General features: G+C 66.9%; 9 protein-coding genes. 7 read left to right on the forward strand and 2 right to left on the reverse strand.

Annotation, left to right across the window (positions count from 1 at the left end; genetic code table 11):
- Positions 1 to 403: 403 nt before the first annotated feature.
- Positions 404 to 754, forward strand: coding sequence for a hypothetical protein (locus LPB04_RS21740; RefSeq protein WP_193686515.1), 351 nt, complete (start codon positions 404 to 406; stop codon positions 752 to 754).
- Between the two features lie 237 nt (positions 755 to 991).
- Positions 992 to 3673, forward strand: a complete 2682-nt coding sequence (locus tag LPB04_RS21745; RefSeq protein WP_193686516.1) for a bifunctional diguanylate cyclase/phosphodiesterase — start codon at positions 992 to 994, stop codon at positions 3671 to 3673.
- A gap of 25 nt (positions 3674 to 3698) precedes the next feature.
- On the opposite strand, the gene LPB04_RS21750 is transcribed toward LPB04_RS21745, so the two are convergent.
- Entirely contained in the window at positions 3699 to 5414 is a 1716-nt protein-coding gene (locus LPB04_RS21750; RefSeq protein ID WP_193686517.1) for a methyl-accepting chemotaxis protein, read from the reverse strand.
- A 257-nt stretch (positions 5415 to 5671) separates the two neighbouring features.
- On the opposite strand from LPB04_RS21750, the gene LPB04_RS21755 reads away from it, so the two are divergent.
- The 5 genes from LPB04_RS21755 to LPB04_RS21775 all read left to right on the forward strand — a co-directional run bounded on the left by LPB04_RS21755 (position 5672) and on the right by LPB04_RS21775 (position 10590).
- Positions 5672 to 7072, forward strand: coding sequence for an L-cystine transporter (locus LPB04_RS21755; RefSeq protein WP_193686518.1), 1401 nt, complete (start codon positions 5672 to 5674; stop codon positions 7070 to 7072).
- A gap of 100 nt (positions 7073 to 7172) precedes the next feature.
- On the forward strand, positions 7173 to 7937 hold the full coding sequence (locus LPB04_RS21760) for a histidine phosphatase family protein (protein WP_193686519.1): 765 nt from the start codon (positions 7173 to 7175) through the stop codon (positions 7935 to 7937).
- 10 nt (positions 7938 to 7947) lie between these two features.
- Positions 7948 to 8901: an NAD(P)H-hydrate dehydratase gene (locus tag LPB04_RS21765; protein ID WP_193686520.1), complete on the forward strand. Its 954-nt coding sequence runs from the start codon at positions 7948 to 7950 to the stop codon at positions 8899 to 8901.
- A gap of 354 nt (positions 8902 to 9255) precedes the next feature.
- Complete coding sequence (locus LPB04_RS21770) at positions 9256 to 9732, forward strand: hypothetical protein (RefSeq protein ID WP_227496532.1); 477 nt, start codon at positions 9256 to 9258, stop codon at positions 9730 to 9732.
- 390 nt (positions 9733 to 10122) lie between these two features.
- On the forward strand, positions 10123 to 10590 hold the full coding sequence (locus LPB04_RS21775) for a hypothetical protein (RefSeq protein ID WP_193686521.1): 468 nt from the start codon (positions 10123 to 10125) through the stop codon (positions 10588 to 10590).
- 96 nt (positions 10591 to 10686) lie between these two features.
- Here the strand turns inward: LPB04_RS21775 and LPB04_RS21780 are convergent, their stop codons facing one another.
- Positions 10687 to 13929, reverse strand: coding sequence for an efflux RND transporter permease subunit (locus tag LPB04_RS21780; protein ID WP_193686522.1), 3243 nt, complete (start codon positions 13927 to 13929; stop codon positions 10687 to 10689).
- Between the last annotated feature and the right edge of the window lie 6 nt (positions 13930 to 13935).

Raw genomic sequence — 13935 nt, forward strand, 5'->3', positions numbered from 1 at the left:
TTCCTGCGCGTGGTATTCACCTCGTCGGCGCCCGCTGGCACGGTGTTCTTCTCTTGAAGCTTCTGATTTTCCATCGCAAATCCCACATGTAGTCACGGCAAAAAAAAACGTCCACCCCAACACGAACGGATTCATGTTTCGGTAGACGTCGTTGTCCTGTGGACCTGCCGCCATTGGCAGGACACACGTGCGCTTCATTGCGCTCGTGGTCAATATGCAATGTTCGTGCCACTGCGCTTCATACAGGAGAGCGGCATGCGGCCACCGGGCCGGCGCACCGCGCGCTTGCGCCGACGCCGCACCAGGATTGCGCAGCGCATCATTTTGGACGGGAGCTTTCCGCTTCCACCTGGGTCAAACCGCATGCACCCGTAGCGCTCCACCTTCACCGAAGGAGACTGCCATGCGTACCCTGCTCTGCCTCGTCTTCGCCTGCACCCAGGCTGCCGCTGTCGCCGCCGCACCGATCGACCAAGGAGAGGCCGAAGACCTGAAACACGATATCGCCGGCGAGTACCGGCTCGAGACGGGACGCAGCGTGCGCCTGTCGGTTCTCGATGGGACACTGTATATCGACCTTGACAATGCCGGGCGCAAGGCACTGCATCCGGTTGCGCCGAACCTGCTCGCCTCGCGCGACGGGTCCCTGACGGTGGAATACCTGCCGGCGGGTTCGGTCGAGCGCATCCGGATCCGGCACGAACGTTTCCCCGCCGGGCAACGGCTCGGTATGCTTCGCACCGCCGGACGCTAGCCCTGCGGCGGGCATCCGCCGGCAGCCACGGCGGGCGCTCAGGCGTCCTCATGGAGGGCCATGCGGCTGCGGGCGCAGTTCTTGAGCGGAACTGTTCTGTTTTCGCGTGCCGCCCTTACGCGCCTTATTGCATAATCCGGATACGTGCGCGGCTCCGCCGTGCCCTCGCTTTCCAACGCACTGACGAAGCCACATGACCCGGTTCCCACGCCTACGAGGCCAAACGATGCGTCCGAGATGACCGATCGCCACCCTTCCGCGCCCTCCGCAGCGCCGCCTCCGAAGCCCGGTCCGTATCCGCCGGCCAGCCTCAGCGCCCTCGTGGTGTTGCTGATCCTGACCCTGGTCCTCGGCACCGCGGCCATGCTCAAGGTCAGCTACGAGGACACGATGCGCCAGCAGAAAACCACGCTGCGCAACCTGGCGATCGCGTTTGCCGCGCAGACCGAAGTCGTCGCCCAGGCCGTCGACGAGACCATTCGCCAGGTCCAGCGCAGCTATGCGTCGGCATCGGGCCAGGCGCCGGTGCGGCTCGACTATTTCGACGGCCAGGGCGTCGCGCGCGAATACCTGCTGGGACTGTACGTCTTCGACCTGAACGGACGGCCGCTGGCAAGCGCCACGCCGGCCGGTGCCGCTGTGCGCGCACCCGCGCCGGCCGCTCCTGTCGCCGCGGTCCTGCGCGACGATGCGATGCACGTCGCCATCACCTCGGTCGACAAAGCGACCGGCCGCGGCGTGATCAACGTCGCCGGGCCGCTCCGCGACGCGGCCGGGCGGCCCGCCGGTTCGGTGCTGGCGCAGGTCGATTCGGAGCGCTTCGAGGACATCTACAGCCTGGTGGAACTGGGCAAAGGCGGCTCGGTGACCCTGTTGCACCGGGATGGGACGATGCTGGTGCGCGGTCCGACCCTGCCGTCCAACATCGGGCGCTCGTTCATCGATACCCCCCTGTTCCAGCAGCAGCTGCCGGCCAGCCCGCGCGGCGCGTTCGAGGCGGCGAGCCCGGTCGACGGCCTGCACCGCATCTACGGTTACGACGCCGTCAGGAATCATCCGCTCGTGATCATCACCGGCATGAACAAGTCGGTCGCGCTGGCGTCCTGGTACGGCCGGCTGTGGACGGCCGTGTCGCTGGTGGCGCTGATCTGCCTGACCCTCGTGTTCCTGGCCTGGCGCGTGGCGCGCGATACGCGGCAACAGCATGCGCTGATCGCCCGGCTGGAGGCGAGCGAGGCGCGCGCCGGCCGCAGCGCCGGTTACCTGGCGGCGATCTTGAATGCCGTGCGCACGCCGATCTGGGTGCTCGACAGCGCGCGCCGGCTGGTGATGTGGAACGATGCCTTCACCCGCTTCGTCGGGCGCGCGCCGGCGGAGATGGCCGGGCATCTCGAAGGGCAGGTGCTCGACCCGGGCGGCGCGGCCGAGCGCGAGCGGCGCTACGCGCTGGTGATGGGTAGCGGTCGTACCGACGAGGCGCTCGCCACGGTCAGGGACGGCAGCGGCGACGCGCGCAGCGTGATCCAGCAGACCGCGCAGCTGCTGGACGCGTCCGGACAGGTGCAGCTCGTCAACTTGCTGACCGACATCACCGAACGCGAACGGGCCGAGGCCCACCTGGCCTACCTGGCGAACTTCGACGCACTGACCGGGCTGCCGAACCAGAACCATTTCCGCCACCTGCTCGGGGGCGAACTGGCCGATGCCGCCGCCAAGGGCACCCTGCTCGGCACCCTGGTGGTATCGCTGGCGCGCCTGCACGAGATCAGCGACCTGCTCGGCCACGAAGCGGGCGAGGCCGCCCTGCGCGAGGTCGGCGCCCTGTTCCAGTCCCAGCTGCCGCGCGCGGCCGGCGTGGCGCGCATCAAGGGCAACGAGTTCGCCGTGGTCGTGCATGCTCACCACGGACGCGGCGAACTGGAGGAATTCGCGCAAGCGCTGCACCGCCGGCTCTCGAGCGCGCTTACCGTCAACGGCCGCGAGTTTTTCCTCGGCCCGCGCTTCGGCGTCTCGGTCTTCCCCGAAGACGGGCAGACGGCGGACGAATTGTTCCGGCGCGCCGAGAGCGCACGCAACCGCATCGACCTCGAGGGCGACGCCATCCATTTCTTCTCCGAGAGCGCACAGATCGACCTCGACGAGCGCCTGACCGTCGAGGCCCAGCTGCGGCGCGCCCTCGAGCGCGGCGAATTGCGCATGGTGTACCAGCCGAAGGTGGCGCTGGCGTCCGGGCGCATCGTCGGCTTCGAGGCGCTGCTGCGCTGGCAGAACGCGGAACTGGGCGAGGTGTCGCCGGTGCGCTTCATTCCGCTCGCCGAACGCACCGGACTGATCGTGCCGATCGGGGCCTGGGTACTGCACGAGACCTGCCGCCAGCTGGCGCGCTGGAACGCGGGCGGTGCGCGGCTGAGAGTGGCGGTGAATTTATCGCCGCGCCAGTTCGACCAGAAGGACCTGGTGCCGATGATGCAGCGCTGCATTGAGGAGACCGGCGTCGATGCCGGCTGCCTGGAGTTTGAAATTACGGAAACGGCCCTGATGAGCCGCGAGGTGGAAGTGGACGCCCTGCTGCACGCGATCCGCGCGCTCGGCGTCGAGCTGTCGATCGACGATTTCGGGACCGGCTACTCGAGCCTGGCGGCCTTGAAGCGCTTCCCGGTGCAGCGCCTGAAGATCGACCGCGCCTTCATCCGCGACCTCGGCCGCGACGAGGACAGCGCCGCCATCGTGCGCTCGATCGTCAACCTGGCGCGCAACCTGAAACTGGCAGTGGTGGCCGAAGGCGTCGAGACCGAGGAGCAGCTGGCGATCCTGCGCGGCCTCGCCTGCGACGATTACCAGGGCTTCCTGTTCAGCCGCCCGGTCGAGGCCGACGTGGTGCCGGCGCTGATCGAAGCGAACCGCGCGGTGCTCGCCTGAGCTCCGGCGAGCACGCCCTGCTTGCTTAGAACTCTTCCCAGCCGTCGGCCGCGGTCGTTGCGGCCGCTTCCTTTTGCAGCGGACGCGGCTGCGCGCGAACGGTGGGCGCGGCCGGTTTCGCGAGCTGGGCGCGGGCCGGCGCCTTCGGGGCCGCCGCACGCGCCGGCGCCGCTGCCGGTGCCGCTGCGGGCGCGGTCATGCTGCCTCCGATCCGGAACGCGCCCACCGTGCGCGCCAGCGCAGCCGCTTCGTGCTGCAGCGACTGCGCCGCCGCCGAGGCCTGCTCGACCAGGGCCGCATTCTGCTGGGTGGTCTGGTCCATCTGGACGATCGCTTCGTTGACCTGGGTGATGCCGGCCGTCTGTTCCTGGCTGGCGGCGCTGATCTCGGCCATGATGTCGGTGACGCGGCTGACGCTGGCGACGATTTCCTTCATCGTCGCGCCGGCCTGGTCGACCAGCGCCGAGCCATGCTGCACCTTGCCGACCGAATCGTCGATCAGGCTCTTGATCTCTTTCGCCGCCGCCGCGCTGCGCTGGGCCAGGTTGCGCACTTCGCCCGCCACGACCGCGAAGCCGCGGCCCTGTTCGCCGGCACGTGCGGCTTCGACGGCGGCGTTCAGCGCCAGGATATTCGTCTGGAAGGCGATGCCGTCGATGACGGCGATGATGTCGACGATCTTGCCGGCCGAGGCGTTGATGCCGCCCATGGTCTCGACCACCTGCGCCACGACTTCACCGCCCTTGCCGGCGATCGCCGATGCCGAGCCGGCCAGCGCGTTCGCCTGGCGCGCATTGTCGGCGTTCTGCCTGACCGTCGAGGTCAGCTCTTCCATCGAGGACGCGGTTTCTTCGAGTGAACCGGCCTGCTGCTCGGTACGCGAAGACAGGTCCAGGTTGCCGTCGGCGATCTCGCTCGATGCGGTGGAAATCGTGTCGGTGCCGGCGCGGACCCGGGTGACGATGTCGACCAGCGACCCGTTCATGTCGCGCAGGGCGGCCATCAGGCGGCCGGTTTCGTCATTAGCGCGCACTTCGATGCGCTGGGTCAGGTCGCCCTGGGCCACGGCGCCGGCAATCTTCACTGCCTCTTCCAGCGGACGCACGATGGCGCGCACCAGCAGCCAGCCCAGCCAGGCGGCCATCGCCAGGCCGAACACGAGGCCGGCGAAGCAGACCAGGCGCACCAGCTCCACGACTTCCTGCGAGCGCTTGAAATCCGCGGCGGCGACGTCGGTCTGGATCTTGACCAGGCCGGCCAGATGCTTGCCCATCGGGATGGCCAGGCTGTGCATCGGTCCATTCATGCGGGCGGTGGCGCGGTCGACGTCGCCTTCCTTCAGGGCGGCAACGATCGGCTTCATGGCCTGCTCGAGGAAGCGCGCGCGCGATTCCGCAAATTGTTCGCTCAGCTTCTTCTCGTCGTCGTCCATTTTGGTGAGGGCGTAGGCTTGCCAGGACTTGTCCGCCGCGGCCGTGTTCGCCTCGACCTGCTCCAGGATCGGTGCCGCCGGCGCCCCGGTCGAGATCGCCTTGGCGACCAGGATCTGGTTCAGCATGATCGAGCGCTCCACGTCTTCGAGCTGCGACAGCGCGACCAGGCGGTCGTCGTACATGCTCTTCATGGCGTCGTTCGACTTTTCCAGGTTCAGGATGCCGACGGCAAAACCGGCAATGAGTTCGATCGCGAGGAAGCCGATCACGAAGATCAGGCGGGTCCTGATGGTGAGGTTCTTGAACATGATTCGCTTGCAGTAAGTTGTCGTAGGAGGGCACGCGGCCCTGGTAATTGAATTATAGAAACTTCCGAATCTCTCAGGAAAGAGTATCCATTTTCCGTACGTGATTCCCCGTATTCGTCGTCTGAGGACAACGAAACGATAACAAGCCGGCATGCGCCCTGAACAAAACGGCAAGCCTGTCCGCCTGCGGCGTCGTGCGTTTGCCTATAAAATGCTGTGAATAAATTTCTATCGCGCCCCGCGCATAAAGGCCGTCCATGACTTTGCCCCTGATCCTGAACCTCGTCGTCGCCCTGCTGGTCTGCGCCCTGCTCTACCGCATGCAAACGAGCCACGCCTCGTTCACCAAGCGTGTGTTCACCGGCCTGGGCCTGGGCGTGCTGCTGGGCGCAGCGCTGCAGGCGGTGTATGGCGCCGGCTCACCCGTCATCAACGCCACCAACGCCTGGCTCGACGTGCTGGGCAGCGGCTACGTGAAGCTGTTGCAGATGATCGTGATTCCGCTGATCATGGTCTCGATCATCGGCGCCATCCTCAAATTGCGCGACGCGGCCTCGCTCGGCAAGATCAGCGCGCTGACGATCGGCATCCTGATCGCCACCACGGCGGTCGCCGCCATGATCGGCATCCTGATGGCGAAGCTGTTCGGCCTGACTGCCGTGGGATTGACGGCCTCGGCGGCGGAGGTGGCGCGCGGCGAATACCTGCAAGGCTCGCTGTCGACCGCCCAGGACATCTCGCTGCCGAAGATGCTGCTGTCCTTCATTCCGGACAATCCCTTCCTCGACATGACGGGCGCGCGCAAGACCTCGACCATCGCGGTCGTGTTCTTCTCCGTGTTCGTCGGTATCGCCGCGACCGGCATCGCGCAGAAGAAGCCGAACGAGTTCGCTTCCTTCAGCCACTTCGTGCACGTCGCCCACACCATCGTGATGCGCATGGTCACCCTGGTGCTGCGCCTGACGCCCTACGGCGTGTTCGCGCTGATGACGAAAGTCGTGGCCGGCTCCAGCCTGCAGGACATCCTCAACCTGCTCGGTTTCGTGCTCGCTTCCTACAGCGCCCTGATCCTGATGTTCTGCGTGCACCTGCTGCTGGTTGCCCTGTCGGGCCTGAATCCGGCACGCTACCTGAAGAAGATTTTCCCGGTGCTGGCCTTCGCCTTCACCTCGCGTACCAGCGCCGGTTCGATTCCGATGAGCGTGGCGACCCAGACCACGCGCCTGGGCACGCCGGAAGGCATCGCCAACTTCGCCGCCTCCTTCGGCGCCACCATCGGCCAGAACGGCTGCGCCGGCATCTATCCGGCCATGCTGGCGGTGATGATCGCGCCGACGGTCGGCATCGACCCATGGACCGCAAGCTTCATCCTGCCGCTGCTGGCCATCGTCGTGTTCGGCTCCATCGGCGTGGCCGGGGTCGGCGGCGGCGCCACCTTCGCGGCCCTGATCGTGCTGTCGGCGCTCGACCTGCCGGTGGCCCTGGCCGGCCTGCTCATTTCGATCGAGCCGCTGATCGACATGGGGCGCACCGCACTCAACGTGAGCGGCTCCATCACGGCCGGCACCCTGACCGCGCGGGTACTCGGCGAAACCAATATCGCGGTATTTAATAGCGACGTGGAAACCAATCTGGATAGCGAAGAACAAGCCGCCTGAGGGACAAAAAAAGTTAATAGTTTGCGCACGGAATCGTGCGCGGCCCACTTGCCGAATCTGTCTATGATGATGACATGTCAACATCAACGGCGGGCAGGTAATGGAACAGAAGTGGCCACAGGAAATCTGGCTGATCAGGCATGGGCAAAGCGCGGGCAACGTTGCACGTGACGTCGCCGAAGCCGCTGCCGGGCACGAAATCGACATCGCCGAACGCGACGTAGACGTCCCCCTGTCCGAACTGGGCATCCGCCAGTCCGAGGCCCTCGCCTCCTGGTTCGCAAGCCTGCCGCAGCACGAACGCCCGAACGTCGTCCTGCATTCGCCCTATGTGCGTGCGGCCGAGACCGCCAAGATCCTGATCCGCCGCCTCGAGCGCGAGTCGCTGCTGGCGATTAACGCCGACGAGCGCCTGCGCGAAAAGGAATTCGGCATCCTCGACCGCCTCACCACACACGGCATCGCCCACAAATATCCCGACCTATACGCCCAGCGCCAGCACGTCGGCAAGTTCTATTTCCGGCCGCCCGGCGGCGAAAGCTGGTGCGACGTCATCCTGCGCCTGCGCAGCGTGCTCGACACGCTCAGCCGCGACTGGTGCCACGAGCGCGTCGTGATCGTTGCCCACCAGGTGATCGTCAACTGCTTCCGCTACCTGATCGAGCGCCTCGACGAAGCGAGCATCCTCGCTTTCGACCGGGCCGGCGACGTCCCGAACTGCTCGGTCACCTCGTATTCCTTCGATCCGATCCAGGGCAAGCACGGCCGGCTGGTCGTGCGGCTCGTGAATTTCGTGGCCCCGCTCGAAAACACCGGCACCCCGGTCACGGTCGGCAAAGACGTGCCGACCGCACCGAAGGCCTGAGGCTCCCACCATGAATGCCATTCACGACGCTCCCGCCGTGCACGAGGTCACCACGCAGCTGCTGCGCGACTGGCCGCTGCCGATGCCCGGTGCCGAGGGGGACAAGGAAGAGCGCGGCCATGTGCTGGTGCTTGGCGGCTCGCGCGAAATGCCGGGCGCCGTGATCCTGGCCGCCACCGCCGCGCTGCGCGCCGGGGCCGGCAAGCTGACGGTGGCCACCGGTGCCAGCGTCGCCCAGCTGGTCGCGCTGGCCATGCCGGAAGCGCGCGTGATCGGCCTGGCCGAAACCGAGGCCGGCGGCTTCCTGCCGGAGGCAATCGCCAGACTCGACCCGCTGGCCGACCGCGTCAACGCCATCCTGATCGGACCGGGCATGCAGGACGAAGCAGCCGCCGCCGAACTGGTGCACGGCCTGCTGGAACGGATGCAAGGGAGTGATACGGCCGTGGTGCTCGACGCCTGCGCCATGGGCACGCTGCTGCATGCGCCGGCCGGCTGGGCGCCGGGCGAAGCCTTCCGCTTCCGGCAGCCGGTGATCGTCACGCCGCACTGCGGCGAGATGGCCCACCTGACCGGCATCGAAAAGGACGACATCGTCTCCGGCCCCGATGCGCGGGCGCTGGCATCAAGCGCGGCCTGGAACGCGGTCGTGGCACTCAAGGGAGCGCGCACCGTGATCGCCTCGCCGCAGGGAGAAATGTGGGAACACGAAGGCGGCAATGTGGGCCTGGCCATTTCCGGCTCGGGCGACACGCTGGCCGGCATCATCGCCGGCCTGGCCGCGCGCGGCGCAACGCTGGAACAGGCCGCCTGCTGGGGCGTGGCCCTGCATGCGCGCGCCGGCGAACGCCTGGCCGAGCGCATGGGCGTGCTCGGCTACCTGGCGCGGGAGATCCCGAACGAGATCCCGGCGCTACTCGAATCTGTTGCCGGCCGCGAGGCGGGCAAGTCAAAGGAGCCCTGAACAAAGAGGGCTTCTGCAAAGGCCATCCGGCTGAACGCCGGGGGACCGGATGGACGGGAAACCGTTTGACCGGTATCAAACTCCGCAAGCAGTATCGCGGAACAAAGCAAGAAGGTCACGTTTCGACGAACTGTCGGTAGTCACGACAGTCTAAATTTTTCAGTCGAATTCGTGCACTGAATTGGGGCCGCGTGTTGCGTCGGTTCCCTGGTGGCTCGGCCAATGAACACAAGGGTGCATCGATGGCGATGTTTCCGACAGAGGTTCATGGTCGAGCCGAACTAGCGTCGTTGATCTCCACCGCCTCACCTGGAGACTTCGGCACAAGATAGACGTGAACGAGGAGTGTACACAATGAACGCAATGACCAAAGCACCAAAAATCCTGTTGACCGCAGCCCTGCTGGCATCGATGCTCGGTGCCTGCAAGAAGCACGACACCGCTGGCACCGCCGGCAGTGGCGACACCTCGGCAACCTCGCCGAGCTCGACGTCGGGCACGAGCGGCACCACCGGCACCACCGGCAGCACCGGCACCACGGGTGATACCGGTACCGGCGCAACCGGCACTGGCGCTACCGGCACCGGCGCAGCAGGCACCACCACGACGACGACGACCACGGGTACCGGCACCACCGGCACCATGACCGACCAGTCTGGCGCCGGCGCAACCGGCACCACGGGCACGGGCGCAACCGGCACGACCGGCACCTCGGGCACCAGCGGCACGTCGGGCACCACGGGCACCACCACCTCGGGCGGCACCACCGGCAACACCGACTCGTCGGGCACCGGCACCACCGGCACCGGCACCACGGGTACCGGCCGCTAATCGGCTTCTCCGCCCACAAACCGGAGCCCCACAACGCGGGCTCCGCGTTTGCGCCTGGCCGGCGGCTTTCTGCCGGCGTTTTTCTGCCGGCGTTCCGCAACAACGCCAGCTTTCGGGCCGGTCCTGCTTCGCCCTTCCGTTTCGCCTTTCGATTTCCCCACGTTGCGCCTTCGCTCTTGTGGTGGCCGTTCGCGCCACGGCCGCGCACCCTGTCGTTGCGCCGCCACCCTTTCCTTCCCTTCCTGCCGCCTGCGCCGCCTTTGCTGTGTCGCTCTGTCAAACAGCGCACAGTGAATCGCACACGGCCCATGACACAATCAAACCCAGTCCCCCGCGCCGCCTGCCTTGACGCATGCGGCAGCGGCAAGCCATCGAACAAGGAGTCCCACCATGCGCACCATGAATACCCTGCCGAAGATCGTACTGACCGCTGCCTTCCTCGCCGCCACGCTCGGCGCCTGCACCAAGAAGGACTCCGGCCTCGGCGGCAACGGCGACGCCGCCCACGTGACGAGCCGGACCGAAGGCTCGGGCACCGGCGCGGCCGCCGGCGTCAGCGGCGCCACCGGCAATTCCGGCAACGCCGGCCTGTCGTCCACCGAGTACAACACGAACAACACGCCGCGCACCGTCGGCAACGGCGAGAGTACGAAGGAAACCAGCCTCGGCGCCAGCGGCGGCGCCAGCGGGGTCGACGGCGTCAAGCCGATCGACGGCAGCGGCAACACGACCGGCGGCGCCAATCCGGGCGGCTCGCCGATGCAGGCGGCACCGGCCGCGGGAACGCATACGGCCGGCCACACCGGCAATACCACCGGCACCGGGCCGGCGTCCACCAAGCCGGGCGCGGGCCAGTGACCGGCAAGCACACGATGCCATTAAAAGAAAAGCCTGCTTGCGCAGGCTTTTCTTTTTCCGTCAGGCCGAGTCCCGGAGCGGGAACCGGATCGGCCTTCAGACCCCTTCGGTCACCTTGGCAACCGGCGCCTTCGCCAGCGGCACCGTGGCCGGGTGGCCGCGGCCGGTGGCCTTGTGCACGCCGCGCATGATGACGCGGAAGATCAGGCGCACGAATACCAGGGTCAGCACCGCTTCCACCAGGGTCGCCAGGAAGGCCGGCAGCGCGTGCCAGCGCTCGGCCCGGCGATGGAACTTGGCCACCATTCGGTCGCGCGCGATCTCGATGCTGTCGTAGAAGGTCGGCACGACCAGCAGCGTCAGGAAGGTCGAGGTGATCGTGCCGCCGATGATGGCGACGGCCAGCGGCTGGTAGAACTTGCCGTCCGGGCCGAGGGCCAGCGCGACCGGCAGCATGCCGGCGATCAGCGCAAAGGTCGTCATCAGGATCGGACGCAGGCGCATGCGGCCGGCCTTCATCAGCGCGTCCTCGCGGTCGTAGCCTTCCGCTTCCAGGCCGCGCGCCGCATCGAGCAGCAGGATCGCGTTCTTCGCCACCAGGCCCATCAGCATGATGATGCCGATAAAGCTCATCAGGTTCAGCGTGCCGCCGGTGATCAGGAGGGCCAGCACGACGCCGATCAGGGACAGCGGCAGCGACAGCATCACGCCCAGCGGGGCCGTGAAGGAGCCGAACTGCATCACCAGGATCAGGTACATCAGGCCGATGCCGCCGAGCAGCGCGGTGAACATCGCGCCGAACAGTTCCTGCTGGTCCTTGCCCGCGCCGCCCAGCGCCAGGCCATAGCCCGGCGGGAAGTCGAAGGTCTTGGCCAGTTTCATGGCGTCGGCCGTGACTTCGCCGGAGGAGCGTCCCTGCGCGTTGGCCGAGACCGTGATCACGCGCTTGCCGTCCTTGTGCACGATTTCCGACGGACCTTTACCCATGTTGATGCGGGCGATCTGCTCCAGCGGCACCATCATGTTGGTGCCGGCAATCGCGATCGGCAGGCGCTCGATGTTCTCGATGTTGACGCGGTCTTCCGGATGCAGGCGCACCGCGACGTCGCGCGTCTCGCCGGTCGGGTCGACCCAGTCGCCCACTTCGATGCCGGCGAAGGCCACGCGCAGCGCGGTGGCGGCGTCGCCGACCGACACGCCCATCGAATTGGCCAGGCCGCGGTCGAGTTCGATCTGCAGCTCGTTCTTCGGATCCTGCTGCGACAGCGTGACGTCGACCGCACCGGGCACCTGGCGCAGCTTGTCCATATAGGCCGTGGTCAGCTCCATGAGCTTGCGCGAGTCGGAACCCGTGAACTCGATCTGCACCGGCTTGCCGCCGCCGTTCAGGTCGTCGAGCACGGTGTACTCGGCGCCCACCAGCTGGGCCACCTTGGTGCGCAGTTCGGCGCCGATCGCGGCCGCCGTACGCTGGCGGGTGTTGCGCTTGCCGATCTCGATATAGATCGAACCGCCGTTCGGACGGATGACGCTGTCGGTGGCGCGGGTTTCCGGGATGGTACGCGCCAGTGCCGCGGCCTGTTCCATCTTGAGCCTGGCGTACTGCAGGCTCGACGAGGCCGGGGTGCGCACGTCGATCATGATCTTGTTGCCGTCGCCCTTGGGCAGGAAGCTGGTGCCGCCGGCCTTGACCTGCAGCCCGATCGCGGCAGCGAAGCTGAGCACGGCAATCGCGCCCATCCAGCGGCGGTGGTGCAGCGCCCAGGCGATCACGTTGCCGTAGCGTGCGGCCTGGCGGTCGAACCAGTCGTTGAAGCGTCCCAGCACCTTCGAGATGCCCTTCTTCGGCGCATGGTGGTGGCCCGGAGGGTCGCCCCAGTAGGCCGACAGCATCGGATCGAGCGTGAACGAAATGCCGAGCGAGACCAGCACCGAGCAGGTGACCGTGAGCGCGAACGGACGGAACCATTCGCCGGCGATGCCCGGCATGAAGGCCACCGGGATGAACACGGCCATGATCGAGAAGGTGGTCGAGGCGACCGCCATGCCGATCTCGGAGGTACCGACCAGTGCCGCCGTGCGGCGGTCGGCGCCGTTTTCCATGTGGCGCACGATGTTTTCCCGCACCACGATGGCGTCGTCGATCAGCACGCCGATCGCCAGCGACAGCCCGAGCAGGGTCATGAAGTTCAGCGTGAAGCCGCACAGCCAGACCGCGATGAAGGCCGCCAGCACCGAGGTCGGCAGCGAGAGCGCCGTGATCAGGGTCGAGCGCCACGAGTTCAGGAAGGCGTACACCACGAACACGGTCAGCACGGCGCCGAACACCAGCGACTCGATCACGTTGTTCAGGCTGCTCTGCGCTTCGTTGCCGCCGTCGCGGGTGATGCTCAGGGTGCTGCCCTTCGGCAGTTCCTTGTTGATCTCCTCGACCAGCTTGCGCACGTCCTTGGCGATCGACACGGTCGAGGCGTCGCGGGTACGGACGATCGAAATACCGACGTTCGGCGCGCCGCTGTGGATCGAGGCGCTGTCGATGTCGGCGAAGCCGTCGCGGATCTCGGCCACCTGGTTCAGGCGCACGATGGTCTCGCCGCTGCGCTTGACGACGACCTGCGAGAAGTCTTCCGGACGCTCGATGCGGCCGATCAGGCGGATGCCCTTCTCGTCGAGGGTGCCGCGCACCTTGCCCACCGGCGCATTCGTGTTCTGGTTGCGCAGGGCATTGGCCACTTCGCCCACCGAGACGTTGTATTCGCGCAGTTTATCCGCGCGCAGCAGGACCGACAGCTCGCGCCGCAGCGAACCGTTGACGTTGACGGTCGAGACGCCGTTGATCGCACGGAAGCGGTCGGCCAGCACGTCCTCGGCCAGGCGCGACAGCTCGGCGTGCGACTGGCCGGTCGAGGACAGCGCCAGCTGCATGATCGGCTGCGAGGCCGGATCGACGCGGCGCAGGATCGGCTCGCGCATTTCCGTCGGCAGCTTGTAGCGCACCGCCGAGATGGCGTTGCGCACGTCGTCCGAGGCTTCGATCAGGTTGCGCTTGAAGTCGAACTGCAGCACCAGCGTGGCGCTGCCCTCGTTCGCATACGACTCGACTTCGGTGACGCCCGGTACGCTGAGCATCTGCTTTTCCAGGCGGTTGATGATCTCGCGCTCGCTCGTCTCGGGCGAGGCGCCCGGATACGGGATGTTGACGACGATGACCGGGATCTCGACGTCCGGGTTCTGGTTGACGCGCAGTTTCGACAGGGCCAGCAGGCCCATGGCCATCATGCCCAGGATCAGCACGACCGTCGCGATCGGCTTTTTGACGGAGAAATTGGAGAGGAACATGGCTTA

It is taken from the genome of Massilia litorea (assembly GCF_015101885.1).
Classification (GTDB): Bacteria; Pseudomonadota; Gammaproteobacteria; order Burkholderiales; family Burkholderiaceae_D; genus Telluria; species Telluria litorea.